This window comes from Tomitella cavernea (assembly GCF_016599145.1).
GTDB classification, from domain to species: domain Bacteria; phylum Actinomycetota; class Actinomycetes; order Mycobacteriales; family Mycobacteriaceae; genus Tomitella; species Tomitella cavernae.
The window spans coordinates 22,802-48,585 of record NZ_JAENKO010000016.1; the positions used below are offsets into that span (position 1 = coordinate 22,802).

The window sequence follows — 25,784 nt, forward strand, 5'->3', positions numbered from 1 at the left end:
GCCGGCGCGTCCTCGTCCTGCGCGTCATCCGCGTCGACGCCGTGGTTTTCAGCGCCGTGGTTTTCAGCTGTGTGGTTTTCAGCGCCGTCGTCCTGCGGGCGCAGCCCGGCACGCGAACCGAACCCGAGGGCGAGCGGACTGCGCGGCCACAGCATCAACCACGCCGCGAGTATGAGGAAGCCGATGTCGCGTGCGATCTCCTCGGCATAGTCCACCCAGGTGACCGACGTGTCTTCCCCGCCGCCGCCGAAGCATCCGCAATCGATCTGCAGGCCGCGCGCCCACGCCGACGCGACACCGGCGATGAGGACCACCAGCAGCAACCCGGAGACGATCGCAGTCCATCGAACCGCGAGCCCCAGGATCAGCATGAATCCCAGGATCAGCTCCACTGCGGGCAGGCCGATCGCCACCGCACGCACCATCGGGTCCGGCAGCAGCCGGTACGCGTCCACGGCCTCCATCGACTGATGCACATCGGAGGCCTTCGCCCAGCCGGAGATCAGCCACACGGCGGCCAGCCCGAATCGGGCGAGCAGACTCACGATCGGTTTCCACACGCGGCCGAGGATACCGGCACCACACGCGTCCGCGCCCGTGCGCTGCACCCTATCGGACGACATCCGGCGCGGAAACGGCCGTCACGGAATACGGAATCCAGAGCTACGCGTACTCGTAGCACAGTGTTACGGTAGGTCTCATCACGAGTTTCGTGCTTACGAACTCAAAGCGTGGGGCAGACGGATACGGGAGGTACGCCCGGCCCCCACACGGCGCGCAGGCAGGACTTCCGCAGTTGGCGACGACGACAGACCCCGCCGAGGCGGCCCGGCACCCGGCGGGGCCGCGCCGACATGATGCGCACCGCGTAGCGATGCTGTTCGGCCCCGCCTTCGTCGCCGCGGTCGCGTACGTGGACCCGGGCAACGTGGCCGCCAACGTGACCGCGGGGTCCCGGTACGGATACCTGCTGCTGTGGGTGCTGATCCTGGCCAACGCGATGGCCGTGCTCATCCAGTACTTGTCCGCGAAGCTGGGCCTGGTCACCGGATCGTCACTATCGGAAACTCTGGGTGCACGGCTCCGGCCGGGGGCCCGGCGCGGATTCTGGCTGCAGGCCGAGGTCGCCGCGGCCGCAACGGACGTCGCCGAGGTGATCGGCGGTGCCATCGCGTTGCACCTGCTCTTCGGCCTGCCCCTCGCCGCCGGCGGCGCTATCACCGGCGTCGTGTCGATGGTGCTGCTGGCGGTGGGCGACCGGCGCGGGCAACGTCGCTTCGAGCTGCTGGTGGTGGGTCTGCTGCTCATCATCACGATCGGCTTCACCTGTGGGCTGCTGTTCGTCGACGTCTCCCCTACGGACCTCGTCGGCGGCATCGTCCCCCGGTTCGAGGGGGTGCAGACGCTGCTGCTGGCCGCGGGCATGCTCGGGGCGACGGTGATGCCGCACGCCATCTACGTCCATTCCGCACTCGCGCGCGACAGGCACCGCGCCGACCTCGTGCACCTGGACGCGCACGCGGTGGCCGACGGCCCCTGCGAGGACGGCGCCCCGGATTCCGGGGATACGAAGGATGCGGGACGAGCCGCCCCCGCGCGCGAGGACGGCGGCCGGGGCCACGCCGTCCTCGACAAGCTGCTGCGCGCCACACGCTGTGACGTGGCGGTGGCTCTGGTCATCGCCGGGGGCGTGAACATCGCGCTGCTCGTACTCGCCGCCGCCGCGCTGCACGGCGTCTCCGGCACCGACACCATCGAGGGCGCGCACCACGCGATCGAGGCGGCGCTGGGGCCGGCAGTGGGCACCGTGTTCGCGGTGGGGCTGCTGGCCTCCGGCCTGGCTTCCACATCGGTGGGCGCCGCCGCGGGCGCGGAGATCATGTCGGGGTTGCTGCATGTGCGGGTCCCGCTGCTCGCCCGTCGCATCGTCACGTTGGTACCGGCCGTGGCCCTGCTCGCCGCGGGAGCCGACCCCACCTACGCGCTGATCCTCAGTCAGGTGGTGCTGAGCTTCTGCATCCCGTTCGCGCTCATTCCTCTGGTGCGGTATACCGCGCAGAGTTCGCTGATGGGCGCGTACCGCAGCGGCCCCGTCGTCCGCGTCGCAGCCTGGACGACGGTCGCCGTGATCGTCGCACTCAACGCCGCACTGCTGGCCCTGACGGTGCTGGGCGTCGAATAGCCGACGGCGGGCGCTAGCCGACGGCGGGCGCTAGCCGACGGCGGGCGCTAGCCGCCAGCGAGCGCTAACCGGCGACAGACGGCAACGGGCCCCGGCGGGTGGTCTTCGCCCGCCGGGGCCAGTCGTCGGTGGAGCTGCCGGGAATCGAACCCGGGTCCTCCGCAGTGTCACCGAGGCTTCTCCGTGCGCAGTCCGCTATGCCTCTGCTCGGGCCTCCGGATCTCGCGAACACGTCCGGATGACGGCCCCAGTCGCTGTGGGATGTCCCGTCAATCTCCGCGACCGATCATGACGGTGAGCCCTCTAGCTGATGCCAGTACCCGGGCCGAGGGCGAACCCGGACTGACAGACTCACGCCTGCTGCTTAGGCAGCGAGGGCGAAGGAGTCAGCGCTCTGCTTGGAGTTGGCGCTTAATTGGTTGCAGCGACGCTTACGGTGGTCTCCTGCCTGCACCGGCACGCTTCCCTTGGATCTACTCACGCAGTCGAAACCGTTCAGCCCCTTTCCACGACTCTCACAGCCGTGCGATTCTTTCTGCACAGTGAACGCCTGTCGCTGGATCGCGCATCACGCGATCATGCACCAGACATCCGCAGCCCCACACGTTTCCGTGTGGACAACACAGTCTAACGCGCGCGGACGCCGAAATCATCCCGTCGACGACCCCCGCGGTGGGAACGCGCGTATTCCCAGGTCGACGGTGCCCACGCTCACGCATCAACAGCGTTGACGTCGCATTGTCAACAATGTTGACTGGATCGCATCGCAACAGGACTCCGCCGGGGGATGCAGCCATGAACGCAGAGCAGCACGACAGCCCGCGCGGCGACACCGCGCGCGAAGCCGACTACGCGGAGATCCTCGCCGACGACATCGAGGCGGTCGCCCCGACGCTCGGCGAGCACCGCCCCGCGCACGAGGCTCCACCGGGCACCGACGCCCCTGTGAGCCTCGCGACAATCGCGAGGGCCATGGTCTTCCCGCTGTTCTTCGTCGTCATGTTCGCGCTGTGCTACGTCAGCGCGTTCCACAATCCCGCCCCGCACGACATGCGGCTGACCATCTCCGCCCCGGCGGGCGGGACCCGCACCGCCTCCGCGGAGGCGCCGGAGCGGGCCCCGTGCCGGCGCGTTGACCGCCCTCCTCCGGCGTCCCCCGGCGGGCTCAGCCGCGCATGCCCTTGACGCGTCGACCGAGTTCGCGAGTGACCTCGCGCTCCATAGTGCGGCGCCGGATGTCCTGACGCTTGTCGTAGACCTGCTTGCCGCGCGCCAGTGCAAGTTCCAGCTTGACCTTGCCCCCGGAGAAGTACATCGACAGCGGCACCAGGGTCAGGCTGCCCTCCTGGGTCTTGCCGATGAGCATCTCGATCTGGCGCCGGTGCAGCAGCAGCTTGCGCACCCGCCGCGGCGCATGGTTGGTCCAAGTGCCGTGCGAGTACTCGGGGATGTGCAGACCGCGCAGCCACACCTCGCCGTCGTCGACCGTGGCGAAGGCGTCCACCAGCGACGCCTTACCCTCCCGCAGGCTCTTGACCTCGGTACCCACCAGCGCCACCCCGGCCTCGTACGTATCGAGGATCGCGTAGTTGTGGCGGGCCTTGCGGTTGGTGGCGATCACCCGCCTGCCGTCGGCGTCCGCGGCCTTGGGCTTCTTCGCGCCCTTGCCCTTCTTGGCCATGCTCAGCTTTCCCGTCTCGTCGCCGATGCTCGCACCGCATTCGGCGGCACCGTACCCGGCCCCGTCATTCCCGGCCCCGTCATTCCCGCACGTACAGGCGCAGCGTGATCCAGCCGGTCACCGCCGCGAGCACCGCGCTCACCGCGATGAGGATCGGCGCCACGAGCCCGATGTCCGCGTCCGTGATCCTGGCGATGATGTTGGAACTGTACAGATCCGACAGTACGTCCTTGATGAACAGGTTGTTCGCCGCGAACAGCCCGCCCACTGCCAGCACGGACCCCACGACCGAGGCCACCACCACCTCGAGCAGGAACGGCAACTGCGTGTACCAGCGGGACGCGCCCACAAGCCGCATGATGCCGACCTCGGTACGGCGCGAGAGCGCGGCGATCTGGATCATGTTCGCGATCAACAGCACCGCGCCCACCCCCTGCACCAGCGCCACCGCGAACGCCGCGTTGCGGATGCCGTCGAGCACCGAGAACAGCCGGTCCACCAGATCCGCCTGGGTGCGGACGCGCTGAACGCCGGTCCGATCACTGAACTCGCGGTCCAGCTCCCCGAACAGTTTCTGGTCGTCGACCTTCACCTTGAACGACGCCGGGAGTGCCTCCGGGCGGACCAGCGAAAGCATCTCCGGGTCCGAGGCGAACTGTTGCTGGTAGATCTTGTAGGCCTCGTCGCGGCTGACGAAGGTCACCGATGACTGTCCGGCCGCCTCGGCCAGGTCCTGCCGCAGCTGCGTGCACGTGGCTTGCGCGCAGTCCGGGTCGTTGGTGGAGATGTCATCGGTGAGGAACAGCTCGACCTCCACGCGGTCCAGATAGATCTGCTCGGTAGCGTGGCTCATCTGGACCACGAGAAGGCCGCTGCCGAGCAGCCCGATCGAGATCGCGGTGGTGATGATCATCGCCACCGTCATCGTGATGTTGCGGCGGAGCCCCTGGAGGACCTCGCTGAAGACGAATTTCGCGCGCATGGGTGTGTGTTCTCCGGTCGTGGGGACGTCGGCGGTTCGGCGTGGGAACGGCGACGCGACGCGGGCGGCCCTGCCGCCCCGTCCCGCCGCGCGCGGGCTACCTGCCCACGCCGTACACGCCTCGCTCCTCGTCGCGGACCAGCCTGCCCAGCTGCAGTTCCACGACGCGCCGGCGCATCGAGTCGACGATCTCGTGGTCGTGCGTGGCCATCAGCACGGTGGTGCCGGTGCGGTTGATCTTGTCGAGCAGCAGCATGATCCCGCCCGACGTCTCGGGGTCGAGGTTGCCGGTGGGCTCGTCGGCCAGCAGCAGCAGCGGCCGGTTGACGAACGCCCGCGCGATGGCGACGCGCTGCTGCTCGCCGCCGGAGAGCTCGTGCGGCAGCCGGTGCGACTTGCCCGCCAGGCCCACCATGTCGAGCACCTCGGGGACGACCTGTTTGATGTTCGCCTCACGCTTGCCGATCACCTCGAGCGCGAAGGCGACGTTCTCGTAGACGTTCTTCTGCTGCAGCAGCCGGAAGTCCTGGAATACGCAGCCGATGGTCTGGCGCAACTGCGGCACCCTGCGGCCCGGCAGCCGGTTCACGCGGGTGTCGCCCACGAACACGTCACCGGAGGAGGGCACTTCGTCCTTGAGCAGCAGTTTGAGGAACGTCGACTTCCCGGACCCGGACGGCCCGATGAGAAAGGCGAACTCCCCCTTGCCGACCTCGACGTTCACCTTGTCCAGCGCGGGCCGGGTCGACGTCTTGTACGACTTGGAGACATTCACGAGACGGATCACGGAGAGCCAGTGTAGCCATGCCCGCGGGCGGCGCCGGTCCCCCGACGTCGGCACGGCGCACTGTCCTGTTCGGAGTCAGTCCTCGTCGGTGCGCATGCGCCAGCGGATGCCAGCCTCGATGAATCCGTCCAGTTCGCCGTCGAGCACCGTCTGCGGGTTGTTGACCTCGTACTCGGTGCGCAAGTCCTTGACCATCTGGTACGGGTGCAGGACGTACGAGCGCATCTGGTTGCCCCACGACGCGTTGCCACCGGCGCCCAGCTCGTCCATGGCGGCCTTCTCCTCCTGGCGTTTGCGCTCGAGGAGCTTGGCCTGCAGCACCTTCATCGCCGCCACCTTGTTCTGCAGCTGCGACTTCTCGTTCTGGCAGGTGACCACGATGCCCGTGGGGATGTGGGTCAGCCGCACGGCCGAGTCCGTGGTGTTCACCGACTGCCCGCCGGGACCGGACGAGCGGTAGACGTCGACGCGCACGTCGTTCTCCGGGACGTCGATGCTGTCGGTGGTCTCCACCACGGGCAGCACCTCGACCTCGGCGAAGGACGTCTGGCGGCGGCCCTGGTTGTCGAAGGGGCTGATGCGCACCAGGCGGTGCGTACCCTGCTCCACCGACAGCGTCCCGTACATGTACGGGTCCTTGACGGCGAAGGTGGCGCTCTTGATGCCTGCCTCCTCCGCGTAGGAGGTGTCGTACACCTCCACCTTGTGGCCGTGCTTCTCCGCCCAGCGCACGTACATGCGCATGAGCATCTCGGCGAAGTCCGCAGCGTCCACGCCGCCGGCGCCGGAGCGGATGTTCACCAGCGCCTCGCGCGGGTCGTATTCGCCGGACAGGAGCGTGCGCACCTCCATTGCCTCGATGTCGGAGCGCAGCCGGGCACGGTCGGCGTCGGCGTCCTCGAGGGCAGCGGCCGCCGCGTCGCCCTCCTCCTCGTCGGCCAGCTCGTAGAGGACGGGCAGGTCGTCCAGGCGCGAGCGCAGATCACGCGCCCGCCGCAGCGTGCCCTGCGCGTAGGAGAGTTCGCTGGTGACCTTCTGCGCGTGGTCCTGGTCGTTCCACAGCTCCGGGTCGGCGGCCTGGTGCTCGAGCTCGTCGATGCGGCGGGCCAGCTCGTCGATGTCGAGCACGCGCTCGACCGTCGACAAAGTGGTCTCGAGTTCTGCGAGGTCTGCGGAAACGTCAGGTTGCACGGTAGACAAGGCTACCCGCCGTCCGCCTCGCCGACCCGGACGGAGTCGCCTGGCAGCACCCGCGTCACGGTACGGTCATAGCCATGTACGCCGCCGACCTGGACCTTGCGCTGCGCCTGGCGAATCGCTCCGATTCGATCACCGGCAAGCGGTTCCGTTCCGCCGACCTGCGCGTGCAGGACAAGCCGGACATGACGCCGGTCACCGACGCGGACATGGCCGTCGAACGCATCATCCGCGACATCCTCGAAATCGAACGCCCGGACGACGCCGTCCTAGGCGAGGAGTTCGGGGGCGAGCCCGCGGCCGCCGGCCGGCAGTGGGTGGTGGACCCCATCGACGGAACGAAGAACTTCGTCCGGGGCGTCCCCGTGTGGGCCACCCTGATCGCATTGTTCGAGGACGGCGCGCCGGTGCTCGGCATGGTCAGCGCCCCGGCGTTGTCGCGTCGCTGGTGGGCCACCGCGGGCGAGGGCGCGTTCAGCACCTTCGAGGGCGGGCTGCCGCGCGCGCTGCGCGTCTCCGGGGTCCGTGACGTCTCGGACGCGAGCCTGTCGCTGTCGAGCCTGTCCGGCTGGCGCGAACGCGGCGACCGTGACCGCGTCATCGGTCTCACCGACGAGGTGTGGCGGCTGCGCGGCTACGGCGACTTCCTCTCCTACTGCCTGGTCGCCGAGGGCGCCGTCGACATTGCGGCCGAACCGGAAGTGTCGCTGTGGGACCTCGCTGCCCTCGACGTCATCGTCCGCGAGGCCGGCGGCCGCTTCACCGCGCTCGACGGCACCGCGGGCCCCGCGGGCGGCAGCGCCGTCGCCACCAACGGGCTGCTGCACGACGCGGTACTGGCGCGGATCGGTCGGTAGGCCACGACGGCGAGGGCCCGGCCAGGCCGCATCCCGCCGCGCCCCCGCCGGACGGCTCTGCCGGGGGCCGGGGCGCCCGCACCCCTTCCCCCAGCATCAGGCCGGACCGACGTCCGCACCATGTCCTCGGCAAGACGGCTCTTCGATGGTCTGCGCCACGCCGACTGCGCGTGCCTCTGCGACGATCCTCGCGTTCTCCCACCCGATCCGGGCACAGGCCCACGCGCCGGATCGGGGTTTCAGTTCACAACAAACTTACTTTGGAGTAAGATCGGCTGCGAGAAGATCCGGGTCCGCCTTGCGACCCGGCAGGTGCGGGCGGCCCGGCCCGCCGCACACCCGGCCCTCACGGACAGATGGTGACTATGAGCAAGAACGGCAATTCCCCCGCGCGGCCGCGCCGCACCGACTCCACCGTCGGACTCAACCCCATCAAGCGCGACGTCATCGGCACGGCCATGCGCGTGCTCACCTCCATCACGGGGTCGAGCCTCGCGGACAAGTACCGCATCCGAGAAACGGTCGACCGCGTCGCCTACGAGGGGACCAAGACCGGCTTCCGCACCCTCGGCGCCGCCAACCGCGTTTTCGACAAGGTGCCCGGCGGCGGCAAGCCCGCCCGGCTGAAGTCGGCCAAGCCCGGCGGGTTCGATGTCACCCCCACCGATGAGCAGCAGATGATCGTCGCGACGGTCAAGGACTTCGCCGCGGAGATCCTGCGCCCCGCGGCGTCGGACGCCGACACAGCCGCGGCCGCCCCCGCCGACCTGCTCGGCCGGGCCGCGGAGCTGGGCGTGACCATGATCAACATCCCCGACTCGCTCGAGGGGGTCGCCGAGGAGCGTGGAGCGGTCACCAACGCGCTCGTCGCGGAGGCCCTCGCCCACGGCGACATGGGCCTGGCGCTGCCGGTGCTGGCGCCCAGCGGCGTCGCCGTCGCGCTCACACAGTGGGGCACCGACGAGCAGCAGCGGACCTACCTGCCGGCCTTCGCGGGCGAGAAGGTACCCGCCGCCGCCGTCGTCGTCGCGGAGCCGCGGCCGCTGTTCAACCCGTTCGCCCTGCAGACCAAAGCCGTCCGCGCTGCGGACGGCTACACCCTCAACGGCGTCAAGTCGATGGTGCCGGCGGCCGGCGCGGCGGAACTGTTCGTCATCGCCGCCGAGCTTGACGGCAAGCCCGCGTTCTTCCTGGTCGAGTCGGACTCCCGCGGACTCGTCGTGGAGGCGGACCCGAGCATGGGCCTGCGCGCCGCGGGCCTGGGACGGCTCATCCTCGAGGACGTCTCCCTGCCCCGGGCGGCGCTACTGGGCGGACCGGACACTGACCCCGCCGTGCGCGCCCAGGAGTACTCCGATGCCGTCGCGCTCTCCCGCCTCGGCTGGTCCTCGCTGGCCGTGGGCGCCGGACAGGCCGTGCTGGACTACGTGACGCCGTACGTCAACGAGCGCGAGGCGTTCGGCGAGCCCGTCAGCCACCGGCAGGCCGTCGCCTTCATGGTGGCGAACATAGCCATCGAGCTCGACGGACTGCGCCTGGTCACCTACCGGGGGGCCTCCCGTGCCGACCAGGGGCTGGCCTTCCACCGCGAGGCGGCCCTGGCACGCAAGCTCGCCACCGACAAGGGGATGCAGATCGGTCTCGACGGCGTGCAGCTCCTCGGCGGCCACGGCTACACCAAGGAGCACCCCGTGGAGCGGTGGTACCGCGACCTGCGCGCCGCCGGAATCGGCGAAGGCGTGGTACTCGTCTGACCGGTCCCGCACCGGCACAGACGATCCCGGAACCACGCCAACGCCCACTTCCCACCATGGAGACACCATGATCAATCTCGAACTTCCGAAGAAGATGAAGGCCGCCTCCAACCAGGCGCACCAGGCCGCCGCGCAGATCTTCCGACCCATCTCCCGCAAGTACGACCTCGCCGAACACGAACGCCCCGTGGAGCTCGACACGATGGCCAGCCTGGTCGAGGGCCTCGCGGACGCCGGCCAGGCCGCCTCCGGCGCCACCCTCGGCCGCGGCGCCGACACGAAGGCACCCGAGGGCAACGTCAACGGCGGCAACATGTCGTCGCTCATGAACGTCATCGAAACCTGCTGGGGCGACGTGGGACTCACCCTCGCCATCCCGTACCAGGGGCTGGGCAATTCGGCGATCGCCTCGGTGGCCACCGACGAGCAGCTCGAGCGCTTCGGCAAGGTGTGGGCGTCGATGGCCATCACCGAACCGGGCTTCGGCTCCGACTCGGCCGCCGTCACCACCACCGCAGAGCTCGACGGCGACGAGTGGGTGCTCAACGGCGAGAAGATCTTCGTCACCGCAGGCGAGCGCTCCACGCACATCGTCGTGTGGGCCAGCGTCGACCGTTCGAAGGGCCGCGCCGCCATCAAGTCGTTCGTCGTCCCCCGCGACGCGCCCGGCCTGTCGGTGGCGCGCCTGGAACACAAGCTCGGCATCAAGGCCTCCGACACGGCAGTTCTGCTGCTGGAAGACTGCCGCATCCCCCGCGACAACATCCTCGGCAGCGCCGAGGTGGACACCGCCAAGGGCTTCGGCGGCGTGATGGCCACCTTCGACAACACCCGCCCGCTGGTCGCGGGCATGGCGGTGGGCGTCGCGCGCGCCGCGCTCGAGGAGCTCCGGCAGATCCTCACCGAGGCGGACATCGAAATCTCCTACGACATCCCCGCCGTCAACCAGACCGCCGCGGCCGCCGCGTATCTCGAGTTGGAGGCCGACTGGGAGGCCGCCCAGTTGCTCACCATCCGTGCCGCGTGGATGGCCGACAACAAGAAGCCCAATTCGCTCGAGGCCTCGATGGCCAAAGCCAAGGCCGGCCGCATGGGCACCGCCGTCACCCTCAAAGCGGTCGAACTGGCCGGCAGCTTCGGGTATTCGGAGCGCTCGCTGCTGGAGAAGTGGGCGCGCGACGCCAAGATTCTCGACATCTTCGAGGGCACCCAGCAGATCCAGCAGCTCATCGTCGCCCGCCGGGTGCTGGGGCTGTCGTCGTCCGAACTGAAATAACAGGTCGGAAGCCACCCCGGAGCATGCCCCTTGCTCCAGGGCGCACAGCGGCCCCGGACCTTTCGGTCCGGGGCCGCTGCCGCTGTCCTCTCAGATGCCGAGGAGGCTTCCGAGGCCGCCGAGCAGGCCGCTGACAAGACCGGCGAGGGCGAGGCCGAGCGAACCGAGGATCATGATATCTCCATTCAGATGTCTGGACTTACGTTCAAGATATTGGCCATCGGCGCGTTGGAAAGTCAAACCGGCGGCCGCCGGGTCCGGGAAAACTGCGGAGGCGCTGCACGACAATGCGTCACAGCACGATCCGGCGCTCCACCCCGGCCGCGGCGAGGAACCGCGCGTCGTGGCTGACGACGATGAGCGCCCCGGGCCAGCCGCGCAGCGCATCGGCAAGCCGCTCGACGGACTCGATGTCGAGGTTGTTGGTCGGCTCATCGAGCATGAGCAGCTGCGGGGCGGGCCGCCGGAAAAGCACTACGCCCAGCGCGGCGCGCAGCCGCTCCCCGCCCGACAGCGCACCTATGGCCTTCTCCGATGAGTGCCCCCGGAACAGCAGACGCGCCAGGTGCGCGTGCACGGCTTCGACGTCCGCCTCGGGGCGCGCGTCCGCGACGGCCTCGGCCACCGTCACGCCGTCGTCGAGGAAGTCGAGCCGCTGCGGCAGGTAGGCCGCCGGCACCCGCAGTCCGCCCGAGGCGGCGATCGCGCGCAGCATCGTCGTCTTCCCCGAGCCGTTGCGGCCGACCACGCCGACCCGTTCCGGGCCCACTACCGAAATCCCGTCCTCGTCGGCGCTGCTCGGGCCGGTGGGCATGATCGGGGTCGGGGTATGAGGCAGGGGCAACGGCGAGGACATCGCCAGCACCTCGCGCCGTGCCGGTAGCGCGCACTCGGGAAGGTCGATCCGGATACGCTTGTCGTCGCGCATCCGGTTGCGCGCCTCTTCCAGCGCCTCCGCAGCCCGCTCCACCTCCCCCTCGTGGGCGCCGCGCAGCCTGCCCGCGGAGACCTGCGCCTGCTGCTTACGCAGACCCATGATCATCTTCGGTTCGCGCTTGCTCTCCTGCATCTTCTTCCCATAGCGCTGACGCCGGTCCAGCTTGATGCGCGCCTCCACCATCTCCGTACGCTGCGTGCGGAGGTCGTTGCGGGCATCGCTGACACGCTGGGCGGCCGCCGCCTGCTCGGACTCGATGACCTGGCGGTAGTGGCTGTACGGCCCGCCGAACAGCCGGATCCGGCCTGCGCGCAACTCGGCCGTCGCATCGACGGATTCGAGCAGGTCGAGGTCGTGGCTGACGACGATGACCGGGACCGTGAGCGCACCGATCACCTCGCGCAGCCGGCCGCGTGCCACGACGTCGAGGTTGTTGGTCGGCTCGTCGAGCAGCAACGCGCGCGGCCCGGCGAGCAGTAGACCCGCAAGCGCGATCATCGTCGCCTCGCCGCCGGACACCGTTCCCACCGTGCGGTCGAGATCTTCGAATTGCAGTCCGAGCCGCCCCAGCATCGCGCGGCACCGCGCATCGACGTCCCAGTCCTCGCCCACCGCGTCGAAGTCGGCCGGGTCGACGGAGCCGTCCTCGATGCGGCGCAGCGCGTCGCGCACGGGAGACACCCCGAGCGTCTCCCCCACCGTCCGGTCCGCGTCGAGGGTGACGTCCTGCGGCAGCACCGCCACCGGCTGCGGCGCGGCGACCGAGCCGCGTGCCGGAGTGAGTTCCCCGGCCAATAGGCGGAACAGCGTGGACTTGCCGGCGCCGTTGCGGCCGACGAGCGCGGTGCGCCCCTCCGGGAATGCGGCGCTGAGACCATCGAACACGACAGTGCCGTCCGGCCACAGGAACGTGAGATCAGACAGAACAACGCTGCTGCTGCTGCTGCCGCCGCCGCGGTTGCCACCGGAATGCGCTGGAACCGGGGTGGAGAAAGGGGGAATCGACGATGATGCGGACATGGGTACTCCCAGGAGGTGTGCGGCTGTTCAGCTGCGGACTACCTCTGGTGGAGCACCGGCATCACTCGTCTCGCGCTCGGCGACAGGAAGGGGTAGAGAATAACGCGGCTCCCGGCATTCGGCAACGGTTCTGTTACCCGGCCCACCCCCTCGCGCACCGATAGAGTTTCAGGCCATAGGGTGAAACCCGGCATGTGCACCGACCGTCACAGACAATTCCTGCGGCACCGGCGCCTCGCGCGACGGCGCGCCGCAGGACTTGCCGCCGTCCGCCGCCGCGGTTGCGCTGCCGCCGATCAGAAAGTACCCGCGGGGAAGGTATACGGATGATGCAGAAGACCGCGCCGACCGATCTGCTCGCGCACTACGGGGGCAAGGCCAGGGAGGTCGCCCGCAGCGTGCTGGTGATGCAACGCGCCGGCCTGGTCCCCTTCCCTCGCCTGGACCACGGTGTGCATTCGCTGATCGCGCTGAGCAGGTTCGGGCCGTTCGTCGGCGCCGCCAAGCACGCCGCGGCGCTCACTCCCGGTCGGGCCGCCATCATCGACGAGCTCGGCCCGCTGACGTTCCGCGAACTCGACGAGCAGTCCAACGCGCTGGCACGGGCGTGGCAGGCGGACGGACTGGGCCAGGGTTCAGTGATCGCCGCGCTGTGCCGCGATCACCGCGGGCTGGTCCTCACCATGCTCGCCAGCGGCAAGATCGGCGCACGCCTGGTCATGTTCAACACCGGATTCGCGGGCCCGCAACTGGCGGACGTCGCACAGCGGGAGGACGTGCGCGCGCTGGTGTACGACGACGAGTTCACCGAGCTGCTCAGCGCTCTTCCCTGCGACCTGGCACGGTACTCGGCCTGGACAGACGGCGCTGCAGCCTCCGAGGCCCAGGTCGGCGGGCCAGTGCCGTCGGTGTTCACACTGATCGCCGAGCACTCCAGCGAACCGCTGCCCGCCCCCGCCAAGCCGGGCGGCTTCGTACTCCTGACCAGCGGCACCACCGGCACGCCCAAGGGCGCACCCCGCGACAGGCTCACCGTTTTCGCCTCCGCACAGTTCCTGGACCGCATCCCGCTGCGCAAAGGCGGCGTCACGTTCATGGCGGCGCCGATCTTCCACGGCACCGGCGTCTCGCAATTCATCCTCTCGATCGCGCTGGGCTGCACGGTGATCTTCAGCCGCAAGTTCGACCCGGAGCGCACGCTCGCCGGCATCGCGGAACACAAGGCCGACGCGCTGATCGTCGTCCCCACCATGCTCCAGCGCATCATCGACCTGGGCCCCGAGGTGCTGGGTCGGTACGACACCTCGACGCTGCGCATCGTCTTCGCCGCCGGCTCGGCCATCTCCCCCGATCTGAGCCGACGCACCGAGGAGGTCTTCGGCCCGGTGCTCTACAACCTCTACGGTTCGACCGAGGTGGCCGTCGCAACCGTCGCCACTCCCGAGGACCTGCGGCGGGCGCCCGGCACCGCCGGCCGCCCGCCCGTCACCTGCGAGGTGCGGCTCTACGACGCTGACGATCAGGAGATCACCGCGCCGGAGGTGACGGGCCGGATCTTCGTGCGCAGCGGGCTCAGCTTCGGCGGCTACACCGACGGCCGCAACAAGGTGATGATCGACGGCCTGCTGTCGTCGGGAGATGTCGGGCATTTCGACCGCAACGGTCTGCTGTTCATCGAGGGGCGCGACGACGACATGATCGTCTCCGGCGGAGAGAACGTCTTCCCCCTCGAAGTGGAGAACCTCCTGGTGGAACGGGACGATGTCCACGAGGCTGCCGTGGTGGGCGTGCCTGACGCGGACTTCGGCCACCGGCTGCGCGCCGCCGTCGCCCTGGCCGGCGGGGTGCCCGAGGGCGACGCGGCCGAGGCCAAGGCCGACGAACTCAAGGAGTACGTCAAAGCCAACTTGGCGCGGTACAAGGTGCCACGCGAGATCGTCTTCGTCGACCGTCTTCCCCGCAACGCCACCGGCAAGCTACTCAAGCGCAAGGTCGCCGAGCTGTAGAGAGGCGGGGTGCGGGCGCGCGATCATGCGGGTCGGCGTTTCCTGTCGGACCCGCGCGGCATGCTCTGCACCATGGATGACCCCCGCATCTCCTGCGCCACAGCCGCCCTCGCCCCCATCCCGCCGCGCTACTGCGCCGTCACCCCGGAGGAGGTAGCCGCTCGGGAGAACGGCCACTCCTTCCACCGCGCCCTGCACATCGGCTGGGCCTGGGGCGAGGACGAGACCGGCCGCGAGTACCTCGAACTTCTGTGGGAGCACCGGATGACGAGCACCCGCGCACACCGGTTCTACGCCGACGGGACGACCGAGAGCATCGCGGTTCCGTTCCTCGGCTACCCGATGGCGGAAGATCCGGTGGAGAACGCGGAGCGGGAGCAGTGGTATCTCGCAGAGAACAGGCGGATCTACGCCGACCTCCGGGCGCGTGGGCTCCTCCCCGACCCCGGCGGGAATGTGCCCTCGCAGGACATCAACGAATTCCTGCAGTCCGGGGGCCGGGTCGACGACGAGTGACTCGGCCGGCAGCCTCACGCAGTGCGATCGGCCGGAATGGATAGCACTCAGGCCCGGGAGATCGCGATCTCCCGGGCCTGACTAGTAGCGGGGGCAGGATTTGAACCTACGACCTCTGGGTTATGAGCCCAGCGAGCTACCGAGCTGCTCCACCCCGCGTTGCGTTTCCTACAGTACACGGTTCGCTCCGCCTTCACGAATCGGGCCACCGTCGGGGCCGCGGATCCGCCTGCCGCACATCCGCACGCGTCGACGGCCACGCATCCGTTGCCGCCGAGGATGATTCGCAGACCGGTTCACAGTCCGCGGGCCGAATCGCAGCCAGCCAGTGAGCCTGTTCCCCACCCGGGAGCGGGTTGGTGCGATTCCTCCTGGGACCGGCGCGCACACTGCAGAACGACTCGCGGACGGCAGACGCGCCCGCGAACAGGCGACAGACTCGCGGACGGGAGATGCGCTCCCGCCCCGGGGCGCCGGCTCGCAGCACCCGCACAGCACCCCGGCCCCACCAGCACAACGCCTGTACGACACCTGCACAACAAAAAGTCCGGGCCGGTCATGACGACCGGCCCGGACTCTTCATTGGTAGCGGGGGCAGGATTTGAACCTACGACCTCTGGGTTATGAGCCCAGCGAGCTACCGAGCTGCTCCACCCCGCGTTGCGAGAACCACGTTACACGGCCATGCGAGCCACGGGCAAATCCGCCCCGAAATCCTGAAACCAACCTTCCCATCAGGGATTTCGGGGCGGAACCGCACGGTCCCACTCGATCAGCCGCCGGTGTTCCCGGTCACCTTCTCGTAGTTCTCGATGGCCTTCTGAAGGTTCTCGAGCGCCTTGCCGTAGTCGCCGAAGTTGCCGGTCGACTGCGCCGACTGCAGGTTCTTCAGCGCCGAGTCGATTCCCTGTACCGCGGCCTGTTCGTCACCGCGCGCAGGCGGCGGTGTCGTCGGAGCAGGAGTCGGCGAAGGCGACGGGCTCGGTGCACCGCCCCCGGCCTGGTCGCCGCCGGGTGCCGGGGTCGTCGCCGGCTCCACGGGGGCGCCGCCCTCGTCGACCTCGCGGGTGGCCAAGTTTGCCACGCCGGGGCCGAAGATCTGCTTCAGCGCCTCGGATGCGGTGGGCGCGTACCCCACCTTCACCACACCGTTGGGGTCCGTGTAACTCATCAGCACGCGGGACAAGCGCGGGAATGTATTGCCCGAGGTCGACTTCTGCTCGGTGTAGAGCGGTTCGACGTACAGGATCCCGCCGTCGGCGATCGGCAGAGTCAGCATATTGCCGAACGTGAGCGTGTTCGTCTGGCCCAGCAGCGCGACGTCCTGCGAGACCTTGGAGTCCGACCTCATCGAGTTCTGCATCTGGCCCGGACCCTGCGTCTGCGTATCCGTCGGCAACGTCAGAACGGTGAACTGCCCGTACTCCTTCGGGTCCGACGACACCGAGATGTACGCGGACAGGAACTCACGCTGGTAGCCGCGCATCGGGCTGGTCAAGTCGAACTGCGGCTCGGCCGTCTCCGGGTCGCCGCGCAGCACGTAATACGGGGGCTGGTTGGCGTCGGTGTCGACCGTGGGGTCGCTGGGCACCGACCAGAACGCGTTGTTGGTGAAGAATTCGTTGGGGTCGTCCACGTGGTACTTCGCCAGCATCTCGCGCTGCACCTTGAACAGGTCCTCAGGGTAACGGAAGTGGGCGCGCAGTTCGGGGGTGATCGCGCTCTCCGGCTTCACGACCCCGGGGAATACGTCCATCCAAGTGTTGAGTACCGGATCGTTCTTGTCCACCTGGTACAGCGTGACCGTGCCGTCGAACGCGTCCACGGTGGCCTTCACCGAGTTGCGGATGTAGGACACCTCCTTTTGCGGCAGCGGCCGGCCCGTGGCGGCGTCGATGCTGTCGGACATCAGCCCGGCGAGCGAGCTGCGCTGCGCGTAGGGATAGTTCTCCAGCGTCGTGTAGGCGTCGACGATCCACTTGATCTTGCCGTCGATCACCGCCGGGTAGGCGGAGGTGTCCGTGGTCAGCCACGGCGCGACCTTCTTGACGCGGTCGCGCGGGTCACGGTTGAACAGGATCTTCGAATCGTCGCCGATCGCGTCGGAGAACAGGAAGTTGCGTTCGGTGTACTTGACGGCGAACGCCAGACGGTTGAACCAGTTGCCGACCGACACGCCCGCAGAGCCCTGATAGGTGTAACGCTCGCCCGTCTCCGAATCGTACTCGCGGGGTTCGTCGCCGGCCGCGCCGACGATGGCGTAATCGTCGGGGGTGTTCGAGATGAGCTCGCCGAAGTAGATCCGCGGATTATCCACCTCCAACGAGGGAATGGTCGGCTTCGTGCTCAGATCACTCACCTGGTAGACGGGGTAGCCGCCGGCGTCGCCGTCCTCGTCACCTCCGGTGCGGATCGTGTTGGCCTGCGCTGCCACGAACCCGTTGCCGTGCGTGTAGACGGTGTGCTGGTTGATCCAGTCCGTCTGGTTGCCGGTGAGGCTCTGCGGGTTCAGCCCGCGTGCCGCCACGATGAAGTCGCGCAACTCGCCGTCCACCATGTAGCGGTCGATGCTCAGCGTCTTCGGGAAACCGTAGAAGTTCTTCAGCTGCATCTGCTGGGTGAACGTGGGCGAGAGGATATTGGGGTCCAGCAGACGAAGGTTCTCCACCGTCGTCTCGTCTGCGGGAACGTCCTGCGGGCTCTTGGTGCCGACGCCCGCGTACTTGACGTAGTCCACGTTGGCATCGGTGATGCCGTACGCCGCGCGCGTGGCGGTGATGTTCCGCTTGATGTACTCGGCTTCCTTCTGCGCCGCGTTGGGCTTGACCGAGAACTGCTCGACGATCAGCGGGTACACCGCGCCGATGATCACCGACGAGAACACCATCAGCGCCACGGCCAGGGCCGGGATCCGGAGATCGCGCAGGACGATCGCGGCGAAGAACACGGCCGCGCAGATCACGGCGATGGCAAGCAGGATCATCTTGCTGGGCAGCACCGCGTTGATGTCGGTGTAGCCGGCCCCCGTGAACATCGGGTATTTGTCCGTGCTCGAGAGCAGCGAGTACCGGTCGAACCAGTAGGCCACCGCCTTGAGCAGGAGGAAAACTCCGGCGATGATGGCCAGCTGCGCGCGTGCGGCGCGCGTGAGGCTGCCCGAACGGCCGGCGAGCCGGATGCCGCCGAACAGGTAGTGGGTGACCAGGGAAGCGAAGAACGACACGATCAGCGCCACGAAGAGCCAAGTCAGCACGAACTTGATGAACGGCAGCTCGAAAGCGTAGAAGCCGATGTTCTTGTCGAACTGCGGGTCGTTCATCGAGTCGTCGAACGGCTTCGCATGCAGGAACAGCTGGATCATCTGCCAGTCGCTCTGCGCGACCAGCCCGCTGATCAGGCCGACGAGGACGGGCACCGCCAGTCCGAAGGTCTTGCGTCGCGACATCACCAGCGCCCGGTACCGGGCGAGCACGTCGTGCTCGCCCGCCATCGGCACGAACACCGGACGCATCCGGTAGGCCAGCACGATCGCAGCGAAGATGATCCCGCCGACGACGAGGCCGACGACGAGGAAGGTGATGATGCGGGTCCACAGCACCGTGCTGTAGACGGAGCCGAACCCGAGGCTCTTGAACCATTCCCAGCTGATGTAGGTATCGATCAGCCGGGGGCCCACCAGGAGCAGCACGATCAGCGCCACTCCGATCCCGATGAGGATCTTGGACCTACGGGACAGCCTGGGAACACTGCCTGGCGGCCGCACGCTCACGACTTTCTCTCCATCCTCGTAGGACGGCCGCAGCCCCGACCGGCGCCGCGCACAGCGCCGCACCGGAGGACTCCGTGCCGCTTCCCGCAGGCGCTTTCCGAGCGCCGACGGGAACCTCGATCCTCTTGCCGTGTGCCCCGCCGGCCGCCGCGCGGACCGGCCCGTGCCTGGCAGCACACACCCCGCCACACGTCCTGTGGTCGGCTACGACTCTACTGAACCGCCCCGACACGGGCGGAATCACGGTTCACCCGATCAACGACCGGGCAGGCGGAGAGGTTCCCCGGCCGGGGTGCGAGGATGTGCGCATGAGTGCCGATCGTGCCGATGCCCGCGTGGACGACCTCGGACGGAGCATCCGCGAGGTGGCCGAGTTCATCACCGCCGAGGGTGATCCGTGGGGCGAACCGCCCCGTCTGTACGCCCTGGTGCCCACGGCCGTCCTCGCCGAAACCGACCCCGCACTGCTCGACCATCTTGATGATGCGGGGCTGACGCCGGTCGAGCAGGATCCGCTCTACGACGACGCCGACCTGCACCCCGCGGCGCTAGGCGAGATCCTGTCCGGGGTGTCGTGGCCGGACGCGGTGGCGGGCTGCCTGCTGGTGCGCGAGATCGTCGTGCTGCCGCCGGGCGCCGATGCCGACCCGGACGCCGCCGCGCGCGACCCGCGCCGTCGCTCCGCCCGCCAGTACACGGCCGCGCTGCGGGACGGCGGCGGGCTGAGCCTGCTGCAGATGCGGGCGTCCTCGGAGGGCGAGGGCGACGGCCCCGAAGGCGACGGCGATCCCGATGCTCTGAATCTGCTGCGCTACGAGGGCCTGGGCGACGACCTGATCTCCGCACTGCAGTCGACCTTCGACGCGGACGTCCCCGACGACGACCGGTGAACAGGGAGGTCCGGCCCCGCCGCGACAGGGAAAGGGACCGCCGACGCGGGCGGCCCGGTCAGCAGTGCGGCGCCGGCCGTCCCGCCTCCAACGCCTGCAGCCCGGAGATCGCGTCGTCGAGTGTGTCGACCTTGACCAGGGTGAGACCCTCCGGCGCGTGCCGCTCCGCCTCGGAACAGTTGCCCGCCGGGACGAGGAACACCGTGGATCCGGCGTCGCGCGCCGCGCGCATCTTGTAGGGGATGCCGCCGATGGGGCCCACCTGGCCGGACGGGTCGATGGTCCCGGTGCCCGCGACGAACTCCCCGCCGCTCAGCTCGCCCGGGCTGAGCTTGTCCACCAGCGCCAGCGAGAACATCAGGCCGGCGGACGGGCCGCCGATGTCGGTGAGGTTGAAGGTGACGTCGATGTCGGCGGGGACGGTGTCCGCCACGGTGATGCCCAGGACGCCGCCGGACGCCGCCGGGCCCGACGACGCGGAGAGGGTCACCGTGGCAGTCTTCTCGGCGTCCCCGCGCCGGAAGGTCACGTCGACCGTCTCGCCGGGCGCATGCGCCGAGATCAGCTCGGTGAGCTGCGACGCCGTGGTCACGTCGGTCCCGTCGACGGCGGTGATCACGTCGCCCGGTTGCAGCACCCCCTCGGCCCCGCTGTGCTGCACGACCTGTTTCACCGCCACCTGAGACAGGCCCAGGTGGCGCATCGCCGCGACCGCGGCGCTGTGCTCCGACTCGCTGAACGCCGCCTGATTGTGCTCGCGGATCTGCTGCTCCGACTTGCCCGGCGAGTACACCTCGTCACGCGGCACCACGCCGTTGGCGCCGCCCGCCCACAGGCCCAGCGCGTCGAACAGCGTGATCTGGTCCCGGACCGCGACGGTGGTCATGTTGAGATGACCGCTGACGGGGTCGACGGGCACACCCTCGACCTCCACCACCGGGACTTCTTCCGTGGTGCCGTCCTGCTGCTGCAGCGTGACGTCGCCGAGCGTGTTGAAGGTGGGCCCGGGCCCCATCGCCACGAAGGGCACCGTGACGGTGAAGCCGAGCACGACCAGCAAGACCAGCGGAACGAACAGCGCGATCAGCGTCAGGATGCGTCGACTCACCCGGCCCACGATATAGAGGGGGCGCGGCCGCCGCCTATTCCAGGGGTCCGGCCCTGCCGCCGGCGGCGTGTTCGCCGTGAGCGTGACCGGCCGCAGAGTCGGCACTCCGGCCGGGCGAGCTTGTACCGTTGAGGCATGAGTGACGTGCCGTTCGGCTTCTCGAGTTCCGACGACTCCGGCGACGACCCCGAGCGACGCGGTCGCGACGAGTCCTCAGGCGGTGACGGGTCCGGCCAGGGCGGCTCCGGCGACAGCGGCTCCGGGGCCGGCCGGAGTGGCGCCGGACAGGGCGGCTCGCCGTTCGGCTCCGGCATGTTCGGTCTGCCCGGCGGCCAGCCCGGCCAGGGCGGTCCCGGCGGCCAGGAGTTCGATCCGGCGATGCTCGGCCAGATGCTCTCGCAGTTCGGCCAGATGCTCAGCGGGATGGGCGGGGCGATGAGCTCCGGCCAGGCCGGGGCGCAGGGCCCCGTCAACTACGAGCTCGCGACCCGCACCGCGCACCAGCAGATCCCCCACAAGGGCCCCGTCTCGCCCGAGCAGCGCAAGGCCGCGGAGGATGCGGTGCGGCTGGGCGAGCTGTGGCTGGACGCCGCCACCACGCTCCCGTCCGGCGTCTCCAAGACCGACGTGTGGACGCCCGCCGAATGGGTGGACAACACCTTCGAGAGCTGGAAGAAGCTGTGCGACCCGGTCGCCCGGCAGATGTCGACCATGTGGTCGGGCGCGCTGCCGGAGGAGGCCGCGCAGATGGCCGGCCCCATGATGGGCATGATCACGCAGATGAGCGGCATGGCGTTCGGCGCGCAGCTCGGCCAGGGGCTCGCGCAGCTGTCCGTCGAGGTCCTCACCTCGACGGAGATCGGGCTGCCGCTGGGCCCGGTGGGCACCGCGGCCCTGATGCCGGAGGCGATCACCGCCTTCGGCGAGGGGCTCGACAGGCCGCGCTCGGAGGTGCTGATCTTCCTGGCCGCCCGCGAGGCCGCGCATCAGCGGCTGTTCAGCCACGTCCCCTGGCTGGCGCAACGCCTGTTCGACGCGGTCGACGCCTATGCCCGCGGCATCACCGTGGACTTCTCCGCCATCGAAGAGGCCGCACGCGGGCTCGACCCGTCGGCGCTCATGGATCCGAGCGCACTCGAGGGCCTGATGCAGGAGGGCACGTTCACGCCCAAGGACACCCCGGAGCAGAAGGCCGCCCTGGAGCGGCTGGAGGTGCTGCTGGCGCTTGTCGAGGGCTGGGTCGCCACCGTGGTGCACGACGCGCTCGACGACCGCATCCCCGGCGCGGACGCGCTGGGCGAGACGCTGCGTCGTAGGAGGGCGTCGGGCGGTCCCGCGGAGCAGACTTTCGCCAACCTGGTGGGCCTGGAGCTGCGTCCCCGCAAACTCCGCGAGGCGTCCGCGCTGTGGTCGAGGCTGACCCGGGACGCCGGAATCGAACAGCGCGACGCGGTGTGGGAGCACCCCGACCTGCTTCCCGACGCCGGCGACCTCGACGACCCCGCCGGATTCATCGACCGCGTGATCGGCGGGGACACCTCCGCGATGGACGATCCGATCGCCGAGCTGCTCCGCATCGAGGAGGAACGCTCCCGCGGCGACAGCGGTAACACCGGCCGCGAAGACGGCCGTGATGAAGGCGACGACAGGAACCCGGGCGACGGCGGCGATTCAGACGACGGGCGGTGACGCGGACGACGGGCGGTGACGCTACGGAGACCGTGATGACCGGGACCGGTCCGGCGTCTCAGTCCGATCCGTCGCACGCCGCGGCGCCGTCGCAATCGTCCGCGCCCCACGCGTGCGCGAGCGCCGGATCGCGCAGGGCCGCCGAACTGGCCTCGAGGTACCCGATGGCACGTTCGGTGCGCGGGTAGCGCCGCACCAACTCCCAGAACCGCGGGGTGTGCCCGCCCGGCGCCACCAGGTGCGCCAGCTCGTGCACCAGCAGGTAGTCGAGCACGTACGCGGGAAACCCCCGTGCCGCCTCGCTCACCCGGATGGTCCGGTCCGTCTGCGTGCACGACGCCCACCGCGACCGCATCACCGGCACCCACCGGACGGAGGCCGGCTGCGCGGCCCCGCCGAGCCATCGGTCCGACATCTCCTTCGCCCGCGCCATAAGCGCCTCGTCGCCCGCGCCCGCCCGGCCGCGCCGTCGCCGCTCCGAACGTTCCAGCCTGCTGAGCAAGTCGTCGACCAGCTCCGCCTCGCGCGCCGCGGACAGCCCCGCCGGCATGAGGATCACCGTGACGTCCCCTTCACGGCGCGCGCTGACAGTGCGCTTGCGGCGCGCGCTCCTGCGGATCTCGACCTTCCCCTGCACACTCACGCCCCTGACGCTAGCGCGCTGCCCACGCCGCCGGTCGCACCAGATCCCCCTGCCACCGGTTTCCGCACGTGAATGGCAGTGGCGGCCTGTGGATAACGGGTCGCCGCGCAGGCTGGCCGCGGCGGACGGATGGCACAGTCGGGTCATGGCCGCATCGATTGTCACGGCGACCGGCTCCGACGCCGCGCCGCCACGACGCAGACCCACCTCCGCAGAGCGCCGACTGTTCCGCTCCACCCCACGCCTCGACGCACGCTTCCCGGTGTTGTTGCGCGGCGACGGCACAGTACAGATCGGCATGTCACCCGCGCTGGCCGTGGTGGTGCGGCCGCCGGCCGGCTTCGGGCCACGGTGCCTCGCGGCGCTGCTGCGCCAGCTGGACGGGTCTACCCGCCTCGATCGCGCGTTGCGCCGCACCGGCCTGCCCCTCGCCCATGCCGGACCGATCCTCGACGAGCTCACCCGCGCCGGGTTGCTCACCCTGGGCCCCGAGGAGCGTGTCCCTCGCAGCATGGTCACCGTCCACGGCGCCGGCCCGCTGGCCGACAGGCTCCGCGAGCATCTGCCCGCCATCGGGGTGCAGGTCCGCGCCTCCGGCACTCACCCGGACGACGAGTTCGCCGTGGAGGCGGCCGCATCGTCAGTGACGATCCTGGCAGGCCAGGCCGTCGTCGAGCCGGGGATCCGGCGGATGCTTCATGAGGCCGCGATGCCGCACCTGCACGTGCGTCTGCGGGACGGTTCCGGCGTCGTGGGGCCGGTGGTGCTGCCCGGTCGCACGGCGTGCCTGGGCTGCGGCGACCTGCACCGACGCGACCGCGACCCGGCATGGCCACGGCTGATGGTCCAGCAGATGGGCCGGCGCGGGCACGGTGACGCGCCCACGGTCATGGTCACCGTGGGCGTGACAGCGGACCTGCTCCGGACCTACCTGCTCGCCGCGTGCCGCGCCCGGACACCGGCCCATGGTGTGCCCACGGGATGCAGCCACCAGGTGGAAGTGGGCCCCGGCGGCACGTCGGTGACCGCGTTCCCCTGGCTCCCTCACCCCGAGTGCCCGTGCCGCGCCGCACGGCACGCGACGGCCGGCGGAGCGCCGGGGAACGCCCTCAACGGGGGTAACACGCTTCCCCCGCCCGGATCGTGAACAATGGGCCCGTGTCTGACATTCCTCGCCACGGTGCCGCGCGCACCGCAAAACTCGCGTCGTTGCCCCTGGGGATCGCGGGACGAGCCGCGGCGGGACTCGGGCGGCGGCTGAGCGGCCAGACGGCCGAGGAGATCAACGCCGATCTCACAGAGAAGGCCGCCGAGCAACTCTTCGCCGTGCTCGGCGAGCTGAAGGGCGGCGCGATGAAGCTCGGGCAGGCGATGAGCGTGTTCGAGGCAGCCATGCCGGACGAGCTCGCCGAACCGTACCGTGAGGCGCTCACCAAGCTCCAGCGCGACGCCCCGCCCATGCAGCCGTCGGCCGTGTACCGCGTTCTCGACCACCAGTTGGGCACGGCGTGGCGCTCGCGGTTCGCCGAGTTCGACGAGGTCCCGGCCGCTGCCGCCAGCATCGGACAGGTGCATCGGGCCGTCTGGGCGGACGGGCGGGACGTCGCCGTGAAGGTGCAGTACCCGGGCGCAGACGAGGCGCTGCGCGCAGACCTGCGCCAGCTGCGGCGGCTCACCCCGGTCTTCCGGCCGTTCGCGCCCGGTACGGACGTCCGGGCATTGGTCGACGAGTTGACCACGCGCGCCGAGGAGGAACTCGACTACCGCATCGAGGCCGGCTACCAGCGGCGGTTCGCCGCGGAGTTCGACGGGGACCCGCTGATCTCGATTCCACGCGTCGTCGCCAGCGCGCCCAAGGTGCTCGTGAGCGAGTGGCTCGACGGGACCTCATTGTCCCGCACCATCGCGGAGGGCACCCCCACGGAGCGCAACGACGCGGCGCTGCGACTGTGCGAGTTCCATTTCTCCTCGCCGGCCCGGGTGGGCCTGATGCACACCGATCCGCACCCCGGGAACTTCATGATCACCGGGGGCGGGCGGCTGGGCGTGATCGACTTCGGCGCGGCCGTGGAACTGCCGGACGGCCTGCCGAAGGTGCTCACCGACATGGTGCGCCTGGCGGTGCAGGACCGCCCCGATGATCTGGTCTCGCTGATGACGATGGCCGGGTACGTCGCGCGGGGCGACAGGCTCTCGGCGGAGGACGCGATGCAGTTCCTGCGGCCGTTCGTCGAGCCGCTGCGCCAGGAGACCTTCCGCTTCGACCGCGCCTGGATGCAGGGCATCGCGGAGACGTACACCAACCTGCGCGGCAAGGAGTTCCAGACCAGCCGCGCGTTCACGCTGCCCGCCGACTACCTGATGATCCATCGCGTGCTGAGCGGCTCGGTGGCCATCCTGTGCCAGCTCGACGTCAAGGCGCCGTTCCTCTCGGTGATCCGCCGCTGGGCGCCGGAGATGGTGGACGACCCGGTGCGCTGAACGCCCCGG

At 69.7% G+C, this 25,784-nt stretch carries 19 protein-coding genes, 2 tRNA genes, 1 other RNA gene and 1 pseudogene; 11 read left to right on the forward strand and 12 right to left on the reverse strand.

What is annotated here, in order from left to right; translation table 11 throughout:
• Positions 1–77 precede the first annotated feature (77 nt).
• Positions 78–560: pseudogene (locus tag JJ683_RS07735) on the reverse strand (MauE/DoxX family redox-associated membrane protein); the annotation flags it as partial.
• A 314-nt stretch (positions 561–874) separates the two neighbouring features.
• Here JJ683_RS07735 and JJ683_RS07740 point away from each other — a divergent pair.
• Positions 875–2,182 (forward strand): Nramp family divalent metal transporter, encoded by a 1,308-nt coding sequence (locus JJ683_RS07740; protein WP_200172843.1) that lies wholly within the window; start codon positions 875–877, stop codon positions 2,180–2,182.
• Between the two features lie 126 nt (positions 2,183–2,308).
• Here the strand turns inward: JJ683_RS07740 and ssrA are convergent.
• Positions 2,309–2,685, reverse strand: a transfer-messenger RNA (tmRNA) gene (gene ssrA, locus JJ683_RS07745).
• Between the two features lie 292 nt (positions 2,686–2,977).
• Here ssrA and JJ683_RS07750 point away from each other — a divergent pair.
• Positions 2,978–3,367, forward strand: a complete 390-nt coding sequence (locus JJ683_RS07750) for a hypothetical protein (protein WP_200172779.1) — start codon at positions 2,978–2,980, stop codon at positions 3,365–3,367.
• On the opposite strand, the gene smpB is transcribed toward JJ683_RS07750, so the two are convergent.
• From smpB to prfB, 4 genes are all read right to left on the reverse strand, one after another.
• The gene (gene smpB, locus JJ683_RS07755; protein WP_200172781.1) at positions 3,348–3,863 is read right to left on the reverse strand and encodes an SsrA-binding protein SmpB; all 516 of its coding nucleotides are present in this window, start codon (positions 3,861–3,863) and stop codon (positions 3,348–3,350) included. The genes JJ683_RS07750 and smpB overlap by 20 nt on opposite strands.
• A gap of 79 nt (positions 3,864–3,942) precedes the next feature.
• On the reverse strand, positions 3,943–4,845 hold the full coding sequence (gene ftsX, locus JJ683_RS07760; protein ID WP_200172783.1) for a permease-like cell division protein FtsX: 903 nt from the start codon (positions 4,843–4,845) through the stop codon (positions 3,943–3,945).
• A 97-nt stretch (positions 4,846–4,942) separates the two neighbouring features.
• The gene (gene ftsE / locus JJ683_RS07765) at positions 4,943–5,632 is read right to left on the reverse strand and encodes a cell division ATP-binding protein FtsE (protein ID WP_200172785.1); all 690 of its coding nucleotides are present in this window, start codon (positions 5,630–5,632) and stop codon (positions 4,943–4,945) included.
• A gap of 75 nt (positions 5,633–5,707) precedes the next feature.
• Positions 5,708–6,823: a peptide chain release factor 2 gene (gene prfB / locus JJ683_RS07770; protein WP_200172787.1), complete on the reverse strand. Its 1,116-nt coding sequence runs from the start codon at positions 6,821–6,823 to the stop codon at positions 5,708–5,710.
• Between the two features lie 83 nt (positions 6,824–6,906).
• On the opposite strand from prfB, the gene hisN reads away from it, so the two are divergent.
• The 3 genes from hisN to JJ683_RS07785 all read left to right on the forward strand — a co-directional run bounded on the left by hisN (position 6,907) and on the right by JJ683_RS07785 (position 10,716).
• A complete protein-coding gene (hisN, locus tag JJ683_RS07775; RefSeq protein WP_200172789.1) occupies positions 6,907–7,686 on the forward strand; it encodes a histidinol-phosphatase in 780 nt (259 codons plus the stop codon).
• A 356-nt stretch (positions 7,687–8,042) separates the two neighbouring features.
• A complete protein-coding gene (locus JJ683_RS07780; protein WP_200172791.1) occupies positions 8,043–9,440 on the forward strand; it encodes an acyl-CoA dehydrogenase family protein in 1,398 nt (465 codons plus the stop codon).
• A 67-nt stretch (positions 9,441–9,507) separates the two neighbouring features.
• Entirely contained in the window at positions 9,508–10,716 is a 1,209-nt protein-coding gene (locus tag JJ683_RS07785) for an acyl-CoA dehydrogenase family protein (RefSeq protein ID WP_200172793.1), read from the forward strand.
• 292 nt (positions 10,717–11,008) lie between these two features.
• Here the strand turns inward: JJ683_RS07785 and JJ683_RS07790 are convergent, their stop codons facing one another.
• Positions 11,009–12,673, reverse strand: a complete 1,665-nt coding sequence (locus JJ683_RS07790; protein WP_200172795.1) for an ABC-F family ATP-binding cassette domain-containing protein — start codon at positions 12,671–12,673, stop codon at positions 11,009–11,011.
• Between the two features lie 329 nt (positions 12,674–13,002).
• Between JJ683_RS07790 and JJ683_RS07795 the strand changes: the two genes are divergently transcribed.
• Positions 13,003–14,679 carry an acyl-CoA synthetase gene (locus tag JJ683_RS07795; RefSeq protein ID WP_200172845.1) on the forward strand — a complete coding sequence of 559 codons (1,677 nt, stop codon included), beginning with the start codon at positions 13,003–13,005 and terminating at the stop codon, positions 14,677–14,679.
• A 72-nt stretch (positions 14,680–14,751) separates the two neighbouring features.
• Positions 14,752–15,195, forward strand: coding sequence for a hypothetical protein (locus tag JJ683_RS07800; RefSeq protein ID WP_200172797.1), 444 nt, complete (start codon positions 14,752–14,754; stop codon positions 15,193–15,195).
• 85 nt (positions 15,196–15,280) lie between these two features.
• Here JJ683_RS07800 and JJ683_RS07805 read toward each other — a convergent pair.
• The 3 genes from JJ683_RS07805 to JJ683_RS07815 all read right to left on the reverse strand — a co-directional run bounded on the left by JJ683_RS07805 (position 15,281) and on the right by JJ683_RS07815 (position 18,964).
• Positions 15,281–15,354, reverse strand: a tRNA-Met gene (locus JJ683_RS07805).
• Between the two features lie 424 nt (positions 15,355–15,778).
• Positions 15,779–15,855 (reverse strand) — tRNA-Met (locus JJ683_RS07810).
• A gap of 112 nt (positions 15,856–15,967) precedes the next feature.
• Entirely contained in the window at positions 15,968–18,964 is a 2,997-nt protein-coding gene (locus JJ683_RS07815) for a UPF0182 family protein (RefSeq protein WP_200172799.1), read from the reverse strand.
• A gap of 308 nt (positions 18,965–19,272) precedes the next feature.
• Here JJ683_RS07815 and JJ683_RS07820 point away from each other — a divergent pair, with 308 nt between their 5' ends.
• Positions 19,273–19,854 carry a PPA1309 family protein gene (locus JJ683_RS07820; RefSeq protein WP_200172801.1) on the forward strand — a complete coding sequence of 194 codons (582 nt, stop codon included), beginning with the start codon at positions 19,273–19,275 and terminating at the stop codon, positions 19,852–19,854.
• A 58-nt stretch (positions 19,855–19,912) separates the two neighbouring features.
• On the opposite strand, the gene JJ683_RS07825 is transcribed toward JJ683_RS07820, so the two are convergent.
• Positions 19,913–20,962: a YlbL family protein gene (locus JJ683_RS07825; RefSeq protein WP_200172803.1), complete on the reverse strand. Its 1,050-nt coding sequence runs from the start codon at positions 20,960–20,962 to the stop codon at positions 19,913–19,915.
• A 135-nt stretch (positions 20,963–21,097) separates the two neighbouring features.
• Between JJ683_RS07825 and JJ683_RS07830 the strand changes: the two genes are divergently transcribed.
• Positions 21,098–22,651, forward strand: a complete 1,554-nt coding sequence (locus tag JJ683_RS07830; protein WP_200172805.1) for a zinc-dependent metalloprotease — start codon at positions 21,098–21,100, stop codon at positions 22,649–22,651.
• Between the two features lie 58 nt (positions 22,652–22,709).
• Here JJ683_RS07830 and JJ683_RS07835 read toward each other — a convergent pair whose 3' ends face one another.
• Positions 22,710–23,294: a M48 metallopeptidase family protein gene (locus tag JJ683_RS07835; protein ID WP_307810756.1), complete on the reverse strand. Its 585-nt coding sequence runs from the start codon at positions 23,292–23,294 to the stop codon at positions 22,710–22,712.
• Between the two features lie 145 nt (positions 23,295–23,439).
• Between JJ683_RS07835 and JJ683_RS07840 the strand changes: the two genes are divergently transcribed.
• Together JJ683_RS07840 and JJ683_RS07845 are read left to right on the forward strand one after the other, a co-directional pair.
• Positions 23,440–24,441 carry a cyclodehydratase gene (locus JJ683_RS07840; RefSeq protein WP_200172807.1) on the forward strand — a complete coding sequence of 334 codons (1,002 nt, stop codon included), beginning with the start codon at positions 23,440–23,442 and terminating at the stop codon, positions 24,439–24,441.
• Positions 24,442–24,452: 11 nt separating this feature from the next.
• Positions 24,453–25,775, forward strand: a complete 1,323-nt coding sequence (locus tag JJ683_RS07845; RefSeq protein WP_200172808.1) for an ABC1 kinase family protein — start codon at positions 24,453–24,455, stop codon at positions 25,773–25,775.
• The last annotated feature ends 9 nt before the right edge of the window (positions 25,776–25,784 follow it).

What these genes read in the sequence shown, in the direction of transcription:
- JJ683_RS07820 (WP_200172801.1), top strand. Translation starts at nt 19,273, where the DNA reads ATGAGTGCCGATCGTGCCGATGCCCGCGTGGACGACCTCGGACGGAGC.
- JJ683_RS07750 (WP_200172779.1), top strand. Translation starts at nt 2,978, where the DNA reads ATGAACGCAGAGCAGCACGACAGCCCGCGCGGCGACACCGCGCGCGAA.
- JJ683_RS07830 (WP_200172805.1), top strand. Translation starts at nt 21,098, where the DNA reads ATGAGTGACGTGCCGTTCGGCTTCTCGAGTTCCGACGACTCCGGCGAC.
- JJ683_RS07795 (WP_200172845.1), top strand. Translation starts at nt 13,003, where the DNA reads ATGCAGAAGACCGCGCCGACCGATCTGCTCGCGCACTACGGGGGCAAG.
- smpB (WP_200172781.1), bottom strand. Translation starts at nt 3,863, where the DNA reads ATGGCCAAGAAGGGCAAGGGCGCGAAGAAGCCCAAGGCCGCGGACGCC.
- JJ683_RS07840 (WP_200172807.1), top strand. Translation starts at nt 23,440, where the DNA reads ATGGCCGCATCGATTGTCACGGCGACCGGCTCCGACGCCGCGCCGCCA.
- JJ683_RS07800 (WP_200172797.1), top strand. Translation starts at nt 14,752, where the DNA reads ATGGATGACCCCCGCATCTCCTGCGCCACAGCCGCCCTCGCCCCCATC.
- JJ683_RS07790 (WP_200172795.1), bottom strand. Translation starts at nt 12,673, where the DNA reads ATGTCCGCATCATCGTCGATTCCCCCTTTCTCCACCCCGGTTCCAGCG.
- ftsX (WP_200172783.1), bottom strand. Translation starts at nt 4,845, where the DNA reads ATGCGCGCGAAATTCGTCTTCAGCGAGGTCCTCCAGGGGCTCCGCCGC.
- hisN (WP_200172789.1), top strand. Translation starts at nt 6,907, where the DNA reads ATGTACGCCGCCGACCTGGACCTTGCGCTGCGCCTGGCGAATCGCTCC.
- JJ683_RS07780 (WP_200172791.1), top strand. Translation starts at nt 8,043, where the DNA reads ATGGTGACTATGAGCAAGAACGGCAATTCCCCCGCGCGGCCGCGCCGC.
- JJ683_RS07740 (WP_200172843.1), top strand. Translation starts at nt 875, where the DNA reads ATGCTGTTCGGCCCCGCCTTCGTCGCCGCGGTCGCGTACGTGGACCCG.
- JJ683_RS07785 (WP_200172793.1), top strand. Translation starts at nt 9,508, where the DNA reads ATGATCAATCTCGAACTTCCGAAGAAGATGAAGGCCGCCTCCAACCAG.